The sequence below is a fragment of the Phyllobacterium calauticae genome (assembly GCF_019991125.1).
Taxonomy (GTDB): domain Bacteria; phylum Pseudomonadota; class Alphaproteobacteria; order Rhizobiales; family Rhizobiaceae; genus Phyllobacterium; species Phyllobacterium calauticae.
The window spans coordinates 56,768-75,806 of the sequence record NZ_JAGENB010000003.1 but is presented as its reverse complement, the minus strand read 5'-3'; the positions used below and the strand labels follow the sequence as shown (position 1 = coordinate 75,806).

Here is a 19,039-nt window from a genome sequence, read left to right as displayed (position 1 = left end):
GCCTCTAGCGGCGTGTCGCTTCGCCGGGAGCTGCCGGTTCCAGTGCGAGCGCGTGGACGCTGCCGGCCAGTTCGTCCTTCAGTACCTCGTTGATCGCCCTGTGCCGCGCGACGCGCGACAGGCCCGCAAAAGCTTCTGCGACAATGCGCACGCGAAAATGCGTTTCACCCGAACCGTCGAATGTGGCATGATGCCCGCTGTCTTCATGATGGTGGCCGGCATGAAGGTGGCTCTCGTTGATAACGGTCAATGAAACAGGATGAAAAGCCTGCGTCAGTTTGTTTTCGATCGCTGACTGAGTGGACATTTCGTTCTCCTGCGCCCATATGGTAGTTTCATTTGGCAAACCCGTACATGATCACAAATTTACCGCCATTTCAGGCGTTAGGTTGATCCATGGGCAATTGTCAATTCTTGTCTTGTAAACCAATCCGTTGATAATCGTACGCAATGACCTCAAATTCGAAATATTTTGACAGCATCCGCATCCGCCCGAAAAAGGTGGAAGAGGAGAAATCGCGCATTCCCGCGTGCCAGTGGGATGGCTGCGACAAGCCGGGTCCGCACCGTGCACCGGTTGGGCGCATGAAGGAAGGCGAGTTCTTCCATTTCTGCATCGATCATGTCCGCGAGTACAACAAAGGCTACAATTATTTTTCTGGCCTCTCCGATGTGGAAGTTGCGCGTTATCAAAAGGAAGCCCTGACCGGCGACCGGCCGACCTGGACCGTCGCGGGCCTGCCGGGCAGCGGCGCTGGCGCCAGCGCGGCGGCTGCAGCGTCCGGCGGTGCCAAGACGTCGCCGGACTTTTCCAAGCTGCGTTCGGGCCGGGCTGCCTATCAGAACCGTTTCCGTGATCCGAACAGCGTGTTCGGTGATGCACGGCCGAGTGCGCGCCTGCGCAAGGCCAAGCCTTTGGAGGCAAAAGCGCTGGATACTCTCGGTCTTGATGTAAAAGCCACTGGCGAAGACATCAAGTCGCGCTATAAAGAACTGGTGAAGCGCCATCATCCCGATGCAAACGGCGGTGATCGGGCTTCCGAGGATCGTTTCCGCGACGTTATCCAGGCTTATCAATTGCTCAAACAGGCTGGTTTTTGCTAAGGACCATGTTTGGCTGAATTCGAAGCCTCCCGTCGAGGCTTCATGGGTGTGACTATCTTATTGCGTCTGCGCGTGCAGTCGCGCTGGAGGCATGATGAATAAGGTTGATCGCGATATTGCGAATTTGCCGGATACTACGGTTTCTGCCGCAAAGCTTTTCGGATTTGATACCGACATGATGGTCCCTGCCTACAAGGCAGGCGATGCTTACGTGCCGGAGACCGATCCGGATTATCTGTTCGACAAGCAGACCACGCTGGCCATTCTGGCCGGGTTTGCCTTCAACCGGCGCGTCATGGTGTCCGGCTACCACGGCACAGGCAAGTCGACCCACATCGAACAGGTCGCCGCCCGCCTCAACTGGCCGTGCGTGCGCGTCAATCTCGACAGCCATGTCAGCCGTATCGATCTCGTCGGCAAGGATGCCATCGTCGTCAAGGACGGCATGCAGATCACCGAATTCCGCGACGGTATCCTGCCATGGGCCTATCAGCACAATGTGGCGCTGGTGTTCGACGAGTATGATGCCGGCCGTCCGGACGTGATGTTCGTGATCCAGCGCGTGCTCGAATCGTCCGGCCGCCTGACCCTGCTCGACCAGAGCCGCGTGATCCGTCCGCACCCGGCGTTCCGCCTGTTCGCGACAGCCAACACCGTCGGTCTCGGCGATACAACCGGTCTCTACCACGGCACGCAGCAGATCAACCAGGCGCAGATGGACCGCTGGTCCATCGTGACGACGCTCAACTATCTGCCGCATGACAATGAAGCCGCCATCGTTCTGGCTAAGGCCAAGCACTACCAGAACAAGGAAGGCAAGGAGATCGTCTCGAAGATGGTCCGCGTTGCCGACATGACCCGTGCCGCCTTCATCAATGGCGATCTCTCCACGGTGATGAGCCCGCGTACGGTCATCACCTGGGCTGAAAATGCCGATATCTTCAAGGATGTCGGTTTCGCCTTCCGCCTGACCTTCCTCAACAAGTGCGATGAACTGGAACGTCCGATCGTTGCCGAGTTCTATCAGCGTGCGTTCGGCAAGGAACTGCCGGAGTCGACGGCCAATGTGGTCATAGGCTGAGCGTCATCAGAGCATGGCGGGCCCGGGAGACAATTCACGCACAAATCCGAAAGGCCCGGTTGATTCCGAGCCCTTCAAGCGCGCGGTTACGGCCTGCATGCGGGCCATTGCCGGTGATCATGAAATGGAAGTCGGGTTTGGCAATGATCGCCCGGCCCTGACGGGGCATCGGGCGCGTCTGCCCGACCTGCCCAAGCGTCCGACGGCGAACGATATCGCGGTTACCCGCGGCATCGGCGATTCCATGGCGTTGCGTAAGGCATGCCACAACGACCGCATTCATGCGACGCTAGCGCCGGAAGGCAAGCAGGCGCGTGCCATTTTCGATGCGGTCGAACAGGCGCGCGTCGAGGCAATCGGTGCCCTGCGCATGGACGGCATGGCCGAGAATCTCAGTTCGATGCTGTCGGACAAATATTCCCGCGCCAATTTCCCGGCCATCACCGACAAGGCCGAAGCACCGCTGGAAGAAGCGATAGCGCTTGTGGTGCGCGAGAAGCTGACGGGCCGCAAGGCGCCCGAGTCCGCCGGCAATGTCGTCGACCTCTGGCGTGACTGGATCGAGGAAAAGGCAGCGGCCGACCTCGAGCATCTCGGCGACAAGATCAACGACCAGAACGCTTTCGCCCGCGTCGTCCGCGAAATGCTGGCCTCCATGGAGATGGCCGAAGAGCTGTCGCAGGAAAGCGAGCAGGACGAGGACCAGGAAAACAACGAGGACACACCGGAGCCCGAAGAGAACAACGAGGGCGGTTCCGACGAAGACCAGGGCAGTGACGCGTCCGAGGACGATGATTCGGAAAGCTCCAGCGACGACAGCCAGTCGGGCGAGACCGAGGCCGCCGATGCTTCCTCCGACGAGATTGACGACGATGCGGATACGGATGCGGAAATGCCCGGCGAGGCACGCCGTCCGAACCAGCCGTTTTCCAATCTTGGCAGCGAAAGCGGCTACAAGGTCTTCACCCAGGAATTCGACGAAACCACCGATGCGGAAGAACTGTGCGACGATGCGGAGCTGGAGCGCCTCCGGGCTTTCCTCGACAAGCAGCTCGCCAATCTTTCCGGCGTCGTCGGCCGCCTGGCCAACCGCCTGCAGCGGCGCCTGATGGCGCAGCAGAACCGTTCCTGGGATTTCGATCTGGAAGAGGGCTATCTCGATTCGGCGCGTCTCGTGCGTGTGGTCATCGATCCGACGCAGCCCCTGTCCTACAAGCAGGAACGCGATACGGATTTCCGCGATACGATCGTCACCCTGCTGATCGACAATTCCGGCTCCATGCGTGGCCGTCCGATCACGGTCGCGGCGACCTGCGCCGACATTCTGGCGCGCACGCTCGAGCGCTGCGGTGTGAAAGTCGAGATTCTCGGCTTCACCACCAAGGCATGGAAGGGCGGGCAGGCGCGCGAGGCCTGGCTGGAGCGCGGCAAGCCTGCCAATCCCGGCCGCCTCAACGATCTGCGCCACATCGTCTACAAGCGCGCCGATGCCCCGTGGCGCCGTTCCAGGCGCAATCTCGGGCTGATGATGCGCGAAGGGCTGCTGAAGGAAAACATCGACGGCGAAGCCCTGATCTGGGCGCATCAGCGTCTGTTGGGTCGGCCAGAGCAGCGCAAGATCCTGATGATGATTTCCGACGGTGCGCCGGTCGACGATTCCACCCTGTCAGTCAATCCCGGCAATTATCTCGAACGGCACCTGCGCGCCGTGATCGAAGAGATCGAGACGCGCTCGCCGGTAGAACTGATCGCCATCGGCATCGGCCATGATGTGACGCGCTATTACCGGCGCGCGGTGACCATCGTCGATGCGGAAGAGCTGGCGGGCGCCATGACCGAGCAGTTGGCATCGCTGTTTGAAGAGCAGGAACAGCGCCGCGCCGCGGGCAAATCTGCCGCCCGCAAACGCTGACATGAACCGTATGGCGCTGCTTGGTCGGCGCATACGGTTCATTCTTCTTCCGGTTCTGCCGCCCGCGGTCGTCGCGGTGGCCGATTCGATCCCGCAGAGAAATCTTTATCTGGAATTCCGGTTGGCCGAATAGATCGCCGGCGCGAAGACGGCAAGAATGGCGCCATAGGGCACCAGCATCACCACGGCCATGACAATCTTCACCATCAGGTCGCCGAAGCCGAGCGACATCCACAGCGGGATATCCTTGCCGAGGAAAGGCACCAGCATGGCGAGCGATGAGTCGGCACGACCCATCGCCAGATCGATCCAGGCGAACTGGGCGGCAAAGGCGATGGAGAAAAACAGCAGCGTATCGAGCAGCGAACCGAACACGGCGGACGCGAACGGCGCTTTCCACCAGGTCAGCTGGCGCAGTTTGCTGAAGACGGTGACATCCAGCAGCTGGGCGCAGAGAAACGCCGAGCCCGAGGCGATGGCGATGCGCGGCGTTGCCAGCCAGACCGACAGAATCACCGCGATGACGAAACCGGCATAGACGACCTTGCGGGCGAATTGCGGTCCGAAACGGCGGTTCGACAGGTCATTGACGAGGAAGGCAACGGGATAGGTGAAAGCGCCGTAGGTCAGGATTTCGCCCAGTCCGAGATGATTGAACGGGTACTGCACCAGGATATTGGACGCGGCCACGACCGCGCACATGGTGAGAACGGGGAAGATGAAATCCGACAGGGAATAGGCGCGCGAAAGCGGCATTTTTTTATCCTGGGTAATGGAACCAGCAACAATAAGGCCAGCATGCGCTGGCCTCAAGCGATTAGGATGTCAGAGCCGTGTCGGCCGATCAGGCAGCAACAGGCGCTTCAGCCGACTTCTTGGCAATCTGGCGCTTCAGGAGGCGGGCACGCTGTGACAGCTCCTTCTCGTCAGCCTTGTTCAAGAATGCATCCAGACCACCGCGATGTTCAACGGTGCGCAGGGCATGGGCCGAAACACGCAGACGGAAGCTCTGACCGAGAGCTTCGGAGATCAGCGTAACGTGGCAAAGGTTCGGCAGGAAGCGGCGGCGCGTTCTGTTGTTCGCGTGGCTCACATTGTTGCCGTACTGTACCGATTTAGCGGTCAATTCACATGTGCGGGACATTGGGTCTCACCTTCAAAATTCATTACCTATAGCCCGAATGTTCTTGTTACCATCACACGTCGCCGTGCAGCGGCGCGCATATCGGACAGGCGGCCTATTGGGAAGTCGCGTTTCTATAGTGATATGAGCCGCGCGCGTCAAGTGTGCTTCTGCTCCGGTTTTGTGTATTTAACGGACTTGTCGCAATGTTTAACACAACTTTGCCTGCTTTGTACGGTCTCACCACAGGCAATTCACACGTGCGTGATGCAATTTGAAGGAGCGGGACATGACTGGTCTCATTCGGCGGCCCGGCTGCGGATATGCTGCGATTGCCGCAGGGATACTGCTCGTTGCGGGGGCACTCCCGGCGCGCGCCGAGGAAGTCTACAAATCCGATTACCGGGTTTCGCTGCTCGGCCTGACGATTGCCAAGGCAAATTTTTCAACCAGTGTCTCGGGCGGCGCCTATACGGTATCCGGCGGCCTGAGAAGCTCGGGCCTCGTGACCGTCTTCGACGACACCAAGGGCAATATCGATGTCAAAGGCCAGTTTGGCAAAACCGGCCCGCTGCCGAACTCCTATCTGGTCAAGTACCGGCACGGCAAGAAAGACAAGAGCACTTCGATTGCCTTCGCCAATGGCAATGTGACGGAAACAACCAATGTCCCGCCGGTCAGGAAGAAGGACAAATGGGTGGAGCTTGAGCCTGCGGCGCTGCAGGGCGTGACCGATCCGATCTCCGGCGTCATGGTCGCGGCGGACAGCATCGGCCAGGTCTGCACCCAGACCCTGCATCTCTATGACGGACAGACGCGGGTGGACCTTCAGCTCTCGCCATCCGGGAGCCCGCAGCCGTTCTCCACCAAGGGTTTCAAAGGCGATACGATCACCTGTTCGGTCAAGTTCATTCCGGTCGGCGGCTACCAGGCGGGGCGCGACGCGATCGAATATCTGAAAAACAAAAGCAAGATCAGTCTCACCTTTGCATCCCTCGGCAAGTCCGGTATCTATTCGCCGGTGCAGGCGAAGATCGGCACGCAGATCGGAACGGTGACGGTTTACGCGACCCGTTTTGAAAAGATGCAATAGAAGCGGCAGGGGCGCCGCTCTTTCGAATGGGGGCGGCGCGTGGCTACATCAGTCGGGTTTCTTGCGGTTATCATGTGGGCGATGCTCGCGCTGTTTACCGATGTCTCCGGCAAGGTGCCGCCGTTTCAGCTGACGGCCATGACCTTCGCCATTGGCGCCTGTCTTGGCCTGTTGTCCTGGCTCTGGCGACCGGGCGCGGCACAGCACCTGCGCCAGCCGGCAAAGGTCTGGCTTCTCGGCGTTGTCGGCCTGTTCGGCTATCACTTCCTGTATTTCACCGCCCTGCGCAACGCGCCGGCCGTTGATGCCAGTCTCATCGCCTATCTCTGGCCGCTGTTCATCGTGGTCGGCTCGGCGCTGATGCCGGGCGAACGCCTGCGCTGGTTCCATGTGCTGGGAACCCTTTTGGGACTCGCCGGCACGGTGCTGATCGTCACCAAGGGCGGCAGTGTCGGCTTCGAGGCGCAATATGCCTTCGGTTACGCCATGGCCGGGCTTTGCGCCCTGACCTGGTCTGCCTATTCGCTGCTGTCGCGGCGTTTTGCCAGCGTGCCGACCGATGCGGTGACCGGCTTTTGCGTCGCGACATCGGTTCTGTCGCTGATTTCGCATCTGGCGCTGGAGCAGACCGTCTGGCCCGAATCGCTGACGCAGTGGCTGGCCGTGCTGGGGCTCGGGCTTTTCCCGGTGGGCGCGGCCTTCTATGCCTGGGATTTCGGCGTCAAGCGCGGCAATATCCAGGTGCTGGGTGCATCGAGCTACGCGGCGCCGCTGCTGTCGACGCTTGTCCTGATCGCGGCGGGGGCCGCCGAACCGACGGTGCGCGTCTTGCTCGCCTGCCTGCTGATCACCCTTGGCGCGGTACTTGCCGCCAAGGAGATGATTTTCCGGAAACGGGTTTAGGGCTCCCAACCCGGTTGGAAGACTTCTTATGGTTTCCAACCGGGCTCGGCCAGCTCGAACTGGGCGAAGTCGAAGCCCGGTGCAACCGTGCAGCCAACCAGCGTCCAGTCGCCAAGCGATTTGGCTGTCTGCCAGTGCCCGGCGGGAACAATGCCCTGCGGCCGCTCGCCTGCCATGATATCCATGCCGAGCCGGTGGACCTCATGCGGCGCGCCTTCGGTTGCAATGGTCAGTTGCAGCGGTGCCCCGCCATACCAGTGCCAGACCTCGGCCGCGTCTTTCACCCGGTGCCAGGCGGAAACCTCGCCTTTTTCCAGGAGGAAGTAGATGGCGGTGGAATGGCCGCGCCCGCCCACCGGCCAACCGTTCTGGTTGTCGCGAAACATCTGGATATAGGCGCCGCCCTCGGGGTGCGGTTGCAGCCCCAGCGCGGTGCGAATCTGCTCGGCGGTCAACGTCATCAGAAATTGTCCTTGCGCTTGCGGATTTCGGTGAAAACGGCCTCGTCGCTGGCGTTCTCCAGCTTCAGGTTGCGGCGGATCGCCGGGTCATGCCAGCGCAGGAACGGGTTGGTTGCCATTTCGCGCAGCAAAGTGGTGGGCAATGTCGGCAGGCCGGCCTCGCGCAGGGCAAAGATCTCCCGGGCGCGTTCCTTCAGCGCTGAATTGTCCGGATCGATCGACAGGGCAAACCGCGCATTGCTTTCGGTATATTCGTGCCCGCAATAGATCTGCGTGTCGACCGGCAGCTTGATGAGGTGGTTGAGCGACCGGAACATGGTTGCCGGGGTTCCCTCGAACAGGCGCCCGCACCCGAGCGAGAACAGCGTGTCACCGGCGAAAACAACCTTGGCTTCGGGGATATGATAGGAAATCTCGCCGGCGGTATGGCCGGGCGTGGAAATGACGAACACGTCGAAATTGCCGAAGCGGAAGCGGTCGCCGTGTTTCAGCGTGCGGTCGATGCCGGGTATATTGGCCTTTTCCGCGTCCGGGCCGAGGATTTCGAGCTTGAACCGCTTTTTCAGCGCAAGGTTGGCGCCGACATGATCATTGTGGTGATGGGTCGAGAAAATATGGGTCAGCGTCCAGCCGCGGCGCTTCAGCGCGTCGAGCACGGGCTTTTCCTCCGGGGCATCGATGGAAGCGGTGAGATTGGCATCGGGGTCGTGGATCAGCACGCCGAAATTGTCGCTGAGCGCGGTGAACTGTTCTATCTGCAGATTTGACATGGGGCCTGTCCGGTTTGTGCGTTGCGATCAGGATAGCCAGCTGTCCGGCAGGCGCAACCCGTCTCCAAGCCATTTTCTTGATGTTATGATTTGCCGTGTTAGGTTGGATATATGCATCTCGATATCATCGACCTCCGCACCTTCTATGCTTCCACCCTCGGCCACCTGACCGAGCGGGCGATTACCATGGCCCTTGCGCCGATCTGGCCGAAACTGCCGGGCGAACGGCTTGTCGGTCTTGGCTATGTCGTGCCCTATCTCGACCGGTTTCGCGGCGATACGGAGCGGACATTCGCCTTCATGCCTGCCGGGCAGGGCGCGGCGAGCTGGCCGCCGGCGGAAGCGTCGTCGACGGCGCTGGTGTTCGAGGAAGACCTGCCGCTGCCGGATTCGGCGGTGGACCGTATTTTGATGGTGCATGCGCTGGAGCATGCGGAGGACCCGCGCGAGACACTCAAGGAAATGTGGCGGGCGCTTGCCCCCAACGGGCGGCTCGTCATCGTCGTTCCCAACCGGCGCGGTATCTGGGCGCGTTTTGAACACACGCCTTTCGGCAGCGGACGGCCCTATAGCCGGGGGCAGTTGATCCGCCTGCTGCGGGAAACCAATTTCACGCCGGGTCCGTGGGCCGAAGCGCTGTTCTTCCCGCCATCGTCACGGCGCTGGATCATGCGCCCTTCCAGTCTGTTCGAACGGGTCGGACGGCGTTTCTGGCCGGTGTTCTCCGGTGTCCTCATCGTGGAAGCGCAAAAACGCATCTATCAGGGCCTGCCGGTGGCCAAGCGTGCATCACGGCGTGTCTTCGTGCCGGTGCTCTCGCCGCAGGGCACGGCGATGCGGCGGGATGGGCCGGAGGAGAATTGAGTGTTAGCGCCGTAGCAGGAATACGGCCTGCTGGCCGAAGAGGTTCCAGAACCCCCAGGGCATGTTGAAGCCGATACGCTGGCCGAAGGCATTGAGCGCCACGGCCGTTTCCACCTGCGCGCCGATCTCCCTCGTCATGTCGACAAAGTCGTTGATGGTGCAGAAATGGATGTTGGGCGTATCGTACCAGCTGTAGGGCAGCTCTTCCGTCACCGGCATGCGGCCGTTGACGAGCAGCGAGGCGCGCATGCGCCAATGGCCGAAATTCGGGAAGGAGACGATGGCCTTCTCGCCGATGCGCAAGAGTTCGGTCAGGACATTCTTCGGGTTGCGCGTCGCCTGCAGCGTCTGCGACAGGATCACATAGTCAAAGCCCGCATCGGGATAATATTTCAGGTCGCTGTCCGCATCGCCCTGGATGACCGAGAGACCGCGCGCCACGGATTCGTTGACGCCCTTCTGCGACAGCTCGACACCGCGTCCGTCGACATTCTTGGTGTTCTGCAGGAGTTCGAGCAGTTCGCCGTCGCCGCAGCCGACGTCGAGCACCCGCGCGCCGGGATTGACCAGCGAGGCGATGACGTCGAAGTCGACGCGCGAAGTGGTGTTCACGCTCATGGCTGCAGGAGCCCCCTGGCACGCGCCGCGGAGCGGATGAAGCCGTTGATGGCCGAGAACATTTCCGGCTCGTCGAGCAGGAAGGCGTCATGGCCGCGGTCTGTCTCGATCTCGACAAAGGAGACGGAGGCACCGGCGGCATTCAGCGCATGGGCAACGGTGCGGCTTTCGCTGGTCGGGAACAGCCAGTCGCTGGTGAAGGAGACAATGCAGAACCGTGTCTTCGATCCGGCAAAGGCATCGGCCAGCCGTCCCTCATGCTCCGCCGCCAGGTCGAAATAGTCCATGGCGCGGGTCATGTAGAGGTAGGAGTTGGGGTCGAAGCGCTCGACGAACGACATGCCCTGATGGCGCAGGTAGCTTTCGATCTGGAAATCCGCGTCGAAACCGAACGTCACGTTCTGCCGGTCCTGCAGGTTGCGTCCGAATTTGCGGTGCAGGGCGGTTTCCGAGAGATAGGTGATATGCGCCGCCATGCGGGCCACGGACAGGCCTTTGCGCGGAATGGTACCTTCTTCCAGATAACGGCCTTCCCGCCACTCCGGGTCCGCCATGACGGCCTGACGGCCCACTTCATGGAAGGCGATGTTCTGCGAGGAGTGGCGCGCGCCCGTGGCAATGGCGACGGCGGCAAAAACCCGGTCGGAATGGCTCGATGCCCATTCCAGAACCTGCATGCCGCCCATGGAGCCGCCGACCACGGCAAAAAGCTGTTTGATGCCGAAATGATCGACCAGCATGGCCTGCGCCCGCACCATGTCGGCAATGGTGATGATCGACAGGTCGAGCGCGTAGGGCTTGCCGGTTTCGGGATTGATCGAAGCCGGGCCGGTCGAACCGAGGCAGCCGCCGAGCACATTGGAGCACAGAACGAAGAAGCGGTCCGTATCGATGGGCTTGCCCGGGCCAACGAGGGTTTCCCACCAGCCGTTCTTGCCGGTCACGGGATGCACGTTGGCAACGTGCTGGTCGCCGGTCAGCGCATGGCAGATCAGGATGGCGTTCGACTTGTCGGCATTGAGCGTGCCGTAGCTCTGATAGGCGATGCGGAACGGGGAAAGCACGACGCCGCTGTCGAGATGCAACGGCTTGTCGGCGCCAAACTCCACCACGGGGCTGTGGGGATTTGTCGCTTCCTGGCTTCTCTGATCGGGACTGGCGGACGGGTTGCTGAATTTCGTCATTTTCGCGCGATTTTAGCTTTGTGGGCGGTAGCTATGGTCGCGCAACCGGCAAAGTCAATGGTTTCTTTGATTTTCCGGACTTGGCGCCGCAAGTTTGGCTCGACATCGCGCCTGTTGGCGGCTATGCCCCGTGGCTTGAGCCATTGCCTGCGATGACCATCGATTTCAACGATGTTACGGATCTTGTGAATCATGACAACGACATTGAAAGACACGCGCCCCACACCAAAACCCGGTGTTCTCGACATTGCCGCCTACGTCCCCGGCAAGGAATCGGCCCCCGGCGTTGCCAAGGTCTACAAGCTCTCTTCGAATGAAACCCCTCTGGGCGCGAGCAGGCACGCGACCGAGGCCTATCACGCCGCATCCGCACGCCTTGAAATCTATCCCGACGGCCAGGCCACCCAGCTCAAGCAGGCGATTGCCGACGTGCATGGGCTGAACGCCGACAACCTGCTGTGCGGCAACGGCTCGGACGAACTGCTCGGCCTGTTGTGCCAGACTTACCTCTCGCCCGGCGACGAGGCGATCTACACCGAGCACGGTTTCATGGTGTACAAGATCTACATCATGGCGGCCGGTGCGACGCCCGTCGTGGCCAGGGAAAAGAACGAGCAGGCGGACGTCGATGCCATTCTCGCCGCTGTCACGCCGCAGACCAAGATCGTGTTCCTGGCCAACCCGAACAATCCGACCGGCACCTACATTCCCTTCGAGGAAGTGCGCCGCCTGCATGCGGGCCTGCCGAAGAACGTCCTGCTTGTTCTCGACGCAGCCTATGCGGAATATGTGCGCCGCAACGATTACGAAGCGGGTATCGAGCTCGTCTCGACGTTCGAGAACGTCGTGATGACCCGCACCTTCTCGAAAATCCACGGCCTTGCCGCCCTGCGGATCGGCTGGATGTTCGCGCCGGCGCATGTCATCGACGCGGTCAACCGCATCCGCGGGCCGTTCAACCTGAACTCCGCCGCCATTGCGGCCGGTGCTGCCGCTGTCCGCGACCGTGCGCATGTCGACAAGGCTGTTGCCTTCAACGATACATGGCTGCCATGGCTGACCGAACAGCTGTCGGGGTTGGGCCTGCGTGTCACGCCGTCGGTCGGCAATTTCCTGCTGGTGCATTTCCCGGACGATGCGGCGAAATCGGCCGACAAGGCAGACGCCTATCTGACCAGCAGGGGCTATATTTTGCGCCGTGTTGCGGGCTACGGATTCCCCAACGCGTTGCGCCTTACCATTGGATCCGAGGAAGCCAATCGCGGCGTAGTCGCTGCACTCTCCGAATTCTTGAAGTAAACAATGTCCAAAATCCATTTCGATACCATTGCGCTGATCGGCATTGGCCTGATCGGTTCGTCGCTGGCGCGCGTCATCAAACGCGAGGGCCTGGCAGATCACATCGTCATCTCGACCCGCAGCGAAAGCACGCTGCAGCGCGCCGAAGCGCTTGACCTGGGCGACAGCTATGTCCTCGACAGTGCGGAAGCGGTCAAAAACGCCGATCTGGTCATCATTTCCGTGCCCGTCGGCTCGTCCGGTGACGTTGCCAGGCACATTGCCGGATCGCTGAAAGCCGGCGCCATCGTCACCGATGTCGGTTCGACCAAGGGATCGGTCATCGCGCAGATGCAGCCGGAACTGCCGGCGCATGTGCATTTCATCCCCGGCCATCCGCTCGCCGGTACGGAATATTCCGGACCCGATGCGGGGTTCGCCGAGCTCTTTGCCAACCGCTGGTGCATCCTGACACCGCTTGATGGCACCGATCCGGTTGCCCTCGACCGGCTGACGAAATTCTGGGAAGCCTGCGGCTCGCGGCTTGATACGATGGATCCGGTGCATCATGACCGGGTGCTGGCCATCGTATCGCACCTGCCGCACATCATCGCCTACAACATTGTCGGCACGGCGAGCGATCTGGAAGAAGTGACCAATTCGGAAGTGATCAAATACTCCGCCTCCGGTTTTCGCGATTTCACCCGCCTTGCCGCGTCGGACCCGACCATGTGGCGTGACGTGTGCCTGCACAACAAGGATGCGATCCTTGAAATGCTGGCGCGGTTTTCCGAGGATCTCGCCTCGCTGCAGCGGTCAATCCGCTGGGGCGACGGCGATGCGCTGTTCGATCTCTTCACCCGCACTCGTGCCGTCCGGCGCGGGATCATCGATGCGGGCCAGGAAGTGGATGCACCCGATTTCGGGCGCCAGAAGGCGGGTGCCAAGAGCGCCTGACGGCACTGCGCCGGCTGTACTTGCCCTCACAGCGAGGGCAGGCGGCCGATGCTGATGAAGCCGACCGACATCTTGCCGTTCTTGACCGAGACGGGAAGTGTCGGCGCGCCGCTTGCATCCTTCGGCACGAAGGCCATGGCCTGCAGCACGGATGAAATGATCTTGTCCTGACCGGGGAAGATGCTCTTTGCCGTATTGGCAACGCTTTCCGGGTTGCGCAGGGTGATCTTGAAGTCGCCGCTGATACGTCCGTCGTCCGCCACGGAGAAGGGCCCCGATATGACGATGCCGCTGCCGTCGGGCAGGGCCAGGTCCACGTTGCGCAACAGGCCGGACTGTCCGCGCAGGATGCTCAGATCACGTTCCGTCTTGCCGATCAGGGCAAAGCCGTTTGCCATCTGGATATCGGCGGCGCCGGTCAGTTCGGGCAGCGGCTTGTCGTAGACCGTGTTGTCGGCAACCTTCAGGCTGCTGAACGACAGGGCGATATCCATGACCGGCTCCATGGCGCGGAAATGCAGCTGGCCGTCCTTCAGGGTGGCAAACGGTGTGCCTGCACCGGACGGGTTGTGCTGGGTGACGACGATGTTGCGGCCCTGCACCGACAGGCGCTGCGGAATGGGCTTGTCCAGCCGCACGCTGGATTTCAAATTGTCCCAGTTCAGGTCCAGCGGCGGCATGCCGGGAGCGCTGACGGCAGCCGGGCCGTCGATTTCGCTGACGATGTGGAACGGTGCATAGATCTGCGCGGCGGAGCGGAAGGCACCGGCACTGACGGAAACATTTTTCGCCTGGTCGACCCATGACACCTTGGAGCAGTTGAGGCCGAGGCGGAACGGATAGCCGCTGGCCGCCGCATTGTCGCACGCGGCGTTGATGCCCTTGGCCTGCAGGCCGGCAATATTGGCGGCAACCCGCGTTTCCAGCATGTTGGCCACGTAGTACCACCCGCCCGTATAGAGCAGGCCGACGAGGACGATACCGGCGGCCAGGAAACGGATACGCCGTCCGGCATTGTAAGATTTGTCGGCAGTGCTTGACGTCATGGTCCGGGTCTCGCTATCGGTCAGGGAAGAAGCTTCGCAATGAAGTACAGCTATCAGGACGGATATGGGCGATTTTTGGGTCTTTGGCTACGGTTCTCTGATGTGGAAGCCAGGCTTTGCACATGTTGAAACCATGCATGCGCGCCTGCACGGCTATCGGCGGGCGCTGTGCGTGCGTTCCTACGTGCACCGTGGCACGCCGGAACGGCCGGGGCTTGTGCTCGGTCTCGATCATGGCGGTTCCTGCCTCGGCCTGGCCTTCCGGGTTCCCGGCGAGCTTGAAGACGAGGTTGTCGCCTATCTGCGCGAGCGGGAACTGGTCACCAATGTCTATCTGGAAAAGCGGCTGGCCGTCCGTCTGAGGGATGGCCGCAAGGTCGAGGCGCTGACCTATGTGGTCGACCGCAGGCATGTGCAGTATGCGGGGGCGCTGACGGTTGAACAGGCCGCCGCCACCGTGCGCGGCTCGGTTGGTCAGTCCGGCCGCAACGAGGATTACGTGCACAATACGCTGGAGCACATGCGCAAGATGAATATCCGCGACCACTGGTTCGAAACCCTGGTCGCCACCATCGACCGCAATCCCGGCTAGGGATCAGGTTGTAATTTTACCAGTTGCAGCAGCTGCCGTGCGTGGTTCGACAAGCGCACCATCGGTGTTGCGGACCCCCGGAAATCTCAGACCGTTACCCCGAGCTCCTTCAGCCGCTGCACTGCCGTCGGCGGCAGGGGCGGCGGGTTTTCCGAGCGGGCCGCCTCGATCAGCAGTTCATCGCATGCGGCTTCCGTCACCTCCTGCAATTTTTTCAGGAAGCTCTCGGCGTCGAGGCCCGGCTGGATCGGCGGCAGGATGCGGCAGCGGATCGTACCGGGATAGCGGCGGAACTTGCGGCGCGGCCAGTACAGTCCGGCAACATGCGCGATCGGCAGAACCGGCACGCCGAGCTCGGTATAGATATGCGCCACGCCGTATTTGTAGGCAGGCGGTGCACCCGGTGCGGTGCGGGTGCCTTCCGGATAGATCATCAGCTGGCGGCCCTGGGCAACGGCGTCCCGCGCCCCCCGGATCGCCGTCTTCATGGCGACCGAGCGTTTGCCCCGGTCGATCGGCACCATCTTCATCTTGAGGATGTACCAGCCGAACAGGGGAATCCACATCAGCTCGCGCTTGAGAATATAGACGGGATCGGCGATCTGCGGCAGGAAGGCATAAGCATCCCAGAACGATTGATGTTTGGGCGCGCAGATGTAGGGGCCATCGGGAATGTTCTCCAGGCCCTCGATCACATGATCCGTGCCGGCCAGAACCTTCTGCAACCAATGGTTGGACCTTGCCCAGTTCTTCGGCACGCTCCAGGCATTCCTGCGGGAGCTGAGGAAGTAATAGGGCGTGAAGATGATCATCTGGATGATCAGGTTGAGATAGAAGGCGATATTGAAGACAATTGATCGGATGATCGTCATCGGGGTCCCGGTCATGGCGGTTGGTCAGGCCTTCGTTATACCAACTTGCGCGCGCCGTGAACTCCCAATCAGCCGCCCCTGATCCATCGAACGAAGGTTTGTGTCCCCGCCGAAAGGCTGTCGGGCAGGGCCGAGCGTATGACCGCGCCGAGATATTTGACATATTCGACGACAAGCACGCGCACCACCTGGCCGCGGGCCAGCCAGTCGCCATTGCGCAGATCGCTGTTGACGATGGGGTAGGGGATGAACTCGATCTCCTGCGAGGCGCGCCGCAGCTCCACCAGTGTCCGGGGCATGTGGTAATTGTTGGTGACGACAATGATGCGCGTGTACTGGTTGGCCTTGGCCCACTTGATGCTCTCGGAGGCATTGCCGATCGTGTCGAGCGCCGAGCGGTCGATGTCGACACAGCATTCAAACAGCGTGGCATCGCCGCGCGTTACCCGCTGCAGCTCGCCGCGCTTGGTCGAAGGATGGACCCCGCTGATGAAAAGCCGCTTGCCACGCTTGTTCTTGAGCAGGTCAAGTGCGCCTTCAATGCGCGAATAGCCGCCCGTCAGGACGACGATGCCATCAGCCGGTTCAACCAGTTCAGGCGTCTGCATGGTGCTGACATGATCGCTGAAGACAATGAACCCGCCGAGGAACAGGCCGAGCGCCAGAACGCCGAGCAGGAAGAACGGGCGGGCAACACGCTTGCGCAATGCAGACGCAAGTCCGCGCGGGCGGGCTTCGGCGCCTGCCGGCGGTTGGATGTTGCTGTCGTCCGAGCCGTCCATTTTCTGATCACGCGTTGCCTTGTTCGAGAGTCGTGCCACCGGGAGTGTATAAGCCTTGCCGGCAAACCTCCCATGAATTTTATGTCGTCAAATTGAATCGAAATTGCTCAGGTATCGTGACTGTCGCCTGCGCGCCCGTCGACCTGGCGTAAATGCGCTATGACTGTCATTCGTGTTGTAATCATGGTCAAAACACTGACTGCGAGAATGATCAGCACGACGCCGGTGTAGCCGCCTGACCCGATGGAAAAATTGCCGAACAAGGCTGTGGCCTGATCGGCTTCCGGCGTTGCCAGATTGCGGGACGACCACCAGCCGATGAGCAGAAAGATCAGGATGGCCAGCGCGCCGCCGCATAATGCGCCTTTCAGGGCGGTCCAGAAAAAGTGCCGCTCGAACTGCCGGGCGACGAATTTCTGTTCCGCGCCGATAAAATGCAGCACTTCGATGATGTGACCATTACCGGCCATGGCGCCGCGCGTGGCAAAAATCACCGTGAGAACCGTAGCGGCGATGACCAGCCCGAGCACCGTCATGCCGATCAGCACGGTGGAACGGGCCATGGACACGAGCCGGTCGACCCAGGTGCGGTGATCGTCGAAACTGGCGCCCGGGATGTTCTTTACGAGTTCGCTGCGCAGCAAGGCGAAATCCGGCGGGGAGGCCTCGTCGAGCGTAACCACGACCAGCCGCGGAACGGGCAAATCATCGATGTTGAGCCCGGTGCCGAGCCATGGCTCCAGCAGCCGGGCCGTGGCCGCCCGGTCGATGACGCGGGTGGATTTGACCCCGGAAAAGCCCTGTGCAAGCTTGCCGGCCTGAACGAGCAGTGCTTCCATGTCCTGGCCCTCGACCGGACGGATCTGGATGGTGGCTTCGGTCGAAATCTGGCTCTGCCATGTCGCCGCGGTCGACTGGACGAGACTGACCGCCCCGATGGTCAGGCAGGCGAGGAACGTCATGATGGCGATCACGATCATCAGGGCATGGCCGACGACATTGCCGGCGGGCACGATGGGCGCCTGGCCGTTCTTGCCGCGCACAAGCTGGATGGCGCGACCGGTCAGATCCGCGGCCAGCTCCCTGAGGCGGGCGGCGTCAATCATAGATGTCGAGCCTCCCCTGATCGAGAATCATGCGGCGCGCATTGACCTGATCCATCAGGGTAAGATCGTGGGTGGCGATGACCACGGCGGTACCGGAACGGTTCAGCTCGCCGAACAGGCGCAGCAAGCGCCGGGCAAGGGGCGGATCGACATTGCCGGTCGGCTCGTCGGCCAGCAGGATTTCCGGCTGGTCGATCAGGGCGCGGGCAATTGCGGCGCGCTGCTTCTCGCCGCCTGACAGCACCGGCGGCAGCACGTGCATGCGTTCGCCCAGGCCAACCCAGTGCAGCAATTCCTCGACTTCCGCGCGATAGGTGGCTTCCTCCTTGCCGCGCACCCGCAGCGGCAGGGCGACATTCTGGTAGGTCGTCATGTGATCGAGCAGCCGGAAATCCTGGAACACCACGCCGATACGGCGGCGCAGGAGCGGCATTTCCTTGGAGGAGATGGTCGCGATGTCCTTGCCGAAGACGGTGATGAGACCGCGCGTCGGCTTCAGCGTCATGAACAGCAGGCGCAGCAGCGATGTCTTGCCCGCGCCCGACGGGCCGGTCAAAAACTGGAACGAGCGGGGTGAAATATGGAGGCTGACGTCACGCAGAACCTCCGGGCCCATCCCGTATCGCAAACCGACATTCTCAAAACGAATCAAGCTGACTTTCCAAGTTTCTTGTCCACGCGTGTTTTATTCAGCGCGGACGGATTTGACCACCCATCAATCGCTGCATCCGTTCGGCGAAACATTAATTATTGGGCGATAGGCTGCCACAATGATTCGGAGGATCATGACTGCAACATGGCAGAACGACCGGAAAACACGTGATTGCACGGTTTAAAACGATGAGCGGCGAAACTGTTTCGCATATTGTCCCCGCGCTCCACTTCGACAAGGGCGGGGCGGAAGACGCAATCTATGAATCCATGTCACCCCCTTCCTCCCGGCAAAGCCTGGACGCACACTTCCCCGTAAACCAGCGCATGACAATTCTCCAAAAGTCGCAGGAGGCGCAGGCGCGCATGCCCGGCTTCGCCTATTGGCTGCTGGTGCTCCTGGTTGCGGCGTCGACGTTCTGGATCTGCGGCGGGCATGTGCTTTTCAGCCAGCGGCATGCCGCCGGTCCCCACATGCCTGGCACGAGCGTGTCTGCGCCCGCAGGCAACCTGATCCGTTGACCGGCGCCGATTGACCGGTCGGGAAAACGCTGAGGTTTTGCTTTTCCGGCCGATATCGGGCTATAGAGCCTTTCAAACAGGAAAGGCTCCAGGAGCCTTGCTTATCGGAAAATCAGGAAG

General features: G+C 61.3%; 22 protein-coding genes. 10 read left to right on the top strand and 12 right to left on the bottom strand.

Features of this window, described 5'->3' with window-relative positions; translation table 11 throughout:
* Positions 1 to 4: 4 nt before the first annotated feature.
* Positions 5 to 307 (bottom strand): BolA family protein, encoded by a 303-nt coding sequence (locus tag J1W56_RS12170; RefSeq protein WP_223613568.1) that lies wholly within the window; start codon positions 305 to 307, stop codon positions 5 to 7.
* Between the two features lie 143 nt (positions 308 to 450).
* Here J1W56_RS12170 and J1W56_RS12165 point away from each other — a divergent pair, with 143 nt between their 5' ends.
* The 3 genes from J1W56_RS12165 to cobT all read left to right on the top strand — a co-directional run bounded on the left by J1W56_RS12165 (position 451) and on the right by cobT (position 4,097).
* A complete protein-coding gene (locus J1W56_RS12165; protein WP_223613567.1) occupies positions 451 to 1,104 on the top strand; it encodes a J domain-containing protein in 654 nt (217 codons plus the stop codon).
* A 94-nt stretch (positions 1,105 to 1,198) separates the two neighbouring features.
* Positions 1,199 to 2,185, top strand: coding sequence for a cobaltochelatase subunit CobS (cobS, locus tag J1W56_RS12160; protein WP_223613566.1), 987 nt, complete (start codon positions 1,199 to 1,201; stop codon positions 2,183 to 2,185).
* A gap of 13 nt (positions 2,186 to 2,198) precedes the next feature.
* Positions 2,199 to 4,097 (top strand): cobaltochelatase subunit CobT, encoded by a 1,899-nt coding sequence (gene cobT, locus J1W56_RS12155; RefSeq protein WP_223613565.1) that lies wholly within the window; start codon positions 2,199 to 2,201, stop codon positions 4,095 to 4,097.
* A gap of 105 nt (positions 4,098 to 4,202) precedes the next feature.
* Here the strand turns inward: cobT and J1W56_RS12150 are convergent, their stop codons facing one another.
* Both J1W56_RS12150 and rpmB read right to left on the bottom strand, forming a co-directional pair.
* Positions 4,203 to 4,853: a VUT family protein gene (locus J1W56_RS12150; RefSeq protein WP_223613564.1), complete on the bottom strand. Its 651-nt coding sequence runs from the start codon at positions 4,851 to 4,853 to the stop codon at positions 4,203 to 4,205.
* A gap of 88 nt (positions 4,854 to 4,941) precedes the next feature.
* Positions 4,942 to 5,241 (bottom strand): 50S ribosomal protein L28, encoded by a 300-nt coding sequence (gene rpmB, locus J1W56_RS12145; RefSeq protein WP_091879976.1) that lies wholly within the window; start codon positions 5,239 to 5,241, stop codon positions 4,942 to 4,944.
* A 268-nt stretch (positions 5,242 to 5,509) separates the two neighbouring features.
* Between rpmB and J1W56_RS12140 the strand changes: the two genes are divergently transcribed.
* Both J1W56_RS12140 and yddG read left to right on the top strand, forming a co-directional pair.
* Positions 5,510 to 6,313: a DUF3108 domain-containing protein gene (locus tag J1W56_RS12140; RefSeq protein ID WP_223613563.1), complete on the top strand. Its 804-nt coding sequence runs from the start codon at positions 5,510 to 5,512 to the stop codon at positions 6,311 to 6,313.
* A 72-nt stretch (positions 6,314 to 6,385) separates the two neighbouring features.
* Positions 6,386 to 7,216: an aromatic amino acid exporter YddG gene (gene yddG / locus J1W56_RS12135; protein WP_226904679.1), complete on the top strand. Its 831-nt coding sequence runs from the start codon at positions 6,386 to 6,388 to the stop codon at positions 7,214 to 7,216.
* Between the two features lie 26 nt (positions 7,217 to 7,242).
* On the opposite strand, the gene J1W56_RS12130 is transcribed toward yddG, so the two are convergent.
* Positions 7,243 to 7,677 (bottom strand): cupin domain-containing protein, encoded by a 435-nt coding sequence (locus tag J1W56_RS12130; protein WP_223613562.1) that lies wholly within the window; start codon positions 7,675 to 7,677, stop codon positions 7,243 to 7,245.
* On the bottom strand, positions 7,677 to 8,447 hold the full coding sequence (gene gloB, locus J1W56_RS12125; protein ID WP_223613561.1) for a hydroxyacylglutathione hydrolase: 771 nt from the start codon (positions 8,445 to 8,447) through the stop codon (positions 7,677 to 7,679). The genes J1W56_RS12130 and gloB overlap by 1 nt, the downstream gene beginning before the upstream one ends.
* 111 nt (positions 8,448 to 8,558) lie before the next feature.
* Here gloB and J1W56_RS12120 point away from each other — a divergent pair, with 111 nt between their 5' ends.
* Positions 8,559 to 9,311: a class I SAM-dependent methyltransferase gene (locus J1W56_RS12120; RefSeq protein WP_223613560.1), complete on the top strand. Its 753-nt coding sequence runs from the start codon at positions 8,559 to 8,561 to the stop codon at positions 9,309 to 9,311.
* Between the two features lie 3 nt (positions 9,312 to 9,314).
* Here the strand turns inward: J1W56_RS12120 and metW are convergent, their stop codons facing one another.
* Both metW and metX read right to left on the bottom strand, forming a co-directional pair.
* Positions 9,315 to 9,929, bottom strand: coding sequence for a methionine biosynthesis protein MetW (gene metW, locus J1W56_RS12115; RefSeq protein WP_223613559.1), 615 nt, complete (start codon positions 9,927 to 9,929; stop codon positions 9,315 to 9,317).
* Complete coding sequence (metX, locus tag J1W56_RS12110; protein WP_223613558.1) at positions 9,926 to 11,113, bottom strand: homoserine O-acetyltransferase MetX; 1,188 nt, start codon at positions 11,111 to 11,113, stop codon at positions 9,926 to 9,928. Before metX ends, metW begins: the two co-directional genes overlap by 4 nt.
* Positions 11,114 to 11,305: 192 nt before the next feature.
* On the opposite strand from metX, the gene hisC reads away from it, so the two are divergent.
* Together hisC and J1W56_RS12100 are read left to right on the top strand one after the other, a co-directional pair.
* Positions 11,306 to 12,412: a histidinol-phosphate transaminase gene (gene hisC, locus J1W56_RS12105; RefSeq protein WP_223613557.1), complete on the top strand. Its 1,107-nt coding sequence runs from the start codon at positions 11,306 to 11,308 to the stop codon at positions 12,410 to 12,412.
* A gap of 3 nt (positions 12,413 to 12,415) precedes the next feature.
* Positions 12,416 to 13,348, top strand: coding sequence for a prephenate/arogenate dehydrogenase family protein (locus J1W56_RS12100; protein ID WP_223613556.1), 933 nt, complete (start codon positions 12,416 to 12,418; stop codon positions 13,346 to 13,348).
* A gap of 26 nt (positions 13,349 to 13,374) precedes the next feature.
* On the opposite strand, the gene J1W56_RS12095 is transcribed toward J1W56_RS12100, so the two are convergent.
* A complete protein-coding gene (locus tag J1W56_RS12095; protein ID WP_223613555.1) occupies positions 13,375 to 14,394 on the bottom strand; it encodes a DUF2125 domain-containing protein in 1,020 nt (339 codons plus the stop codon).
* 64 nt (positions 14,395 to 14,458) lie between these two features.
* On the opposite strand from J1W56_RS12095, the gene J1W56_RS12090 reads away from it, so the two are divergent.
* Positions 14,459 to 14,986, top strand: a complete 528-nt coding sequence (locus tag J1W56_RS12090; RefSeq protein WP_223613554.1) for a gamma-glutamylcyclotransferase — start codon at positions 14,459 to 14,461, stop codon at positions 14,984 to 14,986.
* A gap of 86 nt (positions 14,987 to 15,072) precedes the next feature.
* Here the strand turns inward: J1W56_RS12090 and J1W56_RS12085 are convergent, their stop codons facing one another.
* The 4 genes from J1W56_RS12085 to ftsE form a co-directional block, all read right to left on the bottom strand.
* A complete protein-coding gene (locus J1W56_RS12085; protein ID WP_223614117.1) occupies positions 15,073 to 15,858 on the bottom strand; it encodes a lysophospholipid acyltransferase family protein in 786 nt (261 codons plus the stop codon).
* Positions 15,859 to 15,926: 68 nt separating this feature from the next.
* Positions 15,927 to 16,640 carry a YdcF family protein gene (locus tag J1W56_RS12080; protein WP_223613553.1) on the bottom strand — a complete coding sequence of 238 codons (714 nt, stop codon included), beginning with the start codon at positions 16,638 to 16,640 and terminating at the stop codon, positions 15,927 to 15,929.
* Between the two features lie 107 nt (positions 16,641 to 16,747).
* Positions 16,748 to 17,746, bottom strand: coding sequence for a cell division protein FtsX (locus J1W56_RS12075; RefSeq protein WP_223613552.1), 999 nt, complete (start codon positions 17,744 to 17,746; stop codon positions 16,748 to 16,750).
* Positions 17,739 to 18,362, bottom strand: coding sequence for a cell division ATP-binding protein FtsE (gene ftsE, locus J1W56_RS12070; RefSeq protein WP_245421113.1), 624 nt, complete (start codon positions 18,360 to 18,362; stop codon positions 17,739 to 17,741). Before ftsE ends, J1W56_RS12075 begins: the two co-directional genes overlap by 8 nt.
* Before the next feature lie 224 nt (positions 18,363 to 18,586).
* Between ftsE and J1W56_RS12065 the strand changes: the two genes are divergently transcribed.
* Positions 18,587 to 18,919 carry a hypothetical protein gene (locus J1W56_RS12065; protein WP_223613551.1) on the top strand — a complete coding sequence of 111 codons (333 nt, stop codon included), beginning with the start codon at positions 18,587 to 18,589 and terminating at the stop codon, positions 18,917 to 18,919.
* The last annotated feature ends 120 nt before the right edge of the window (positions 18,920 to 19,039 follow it).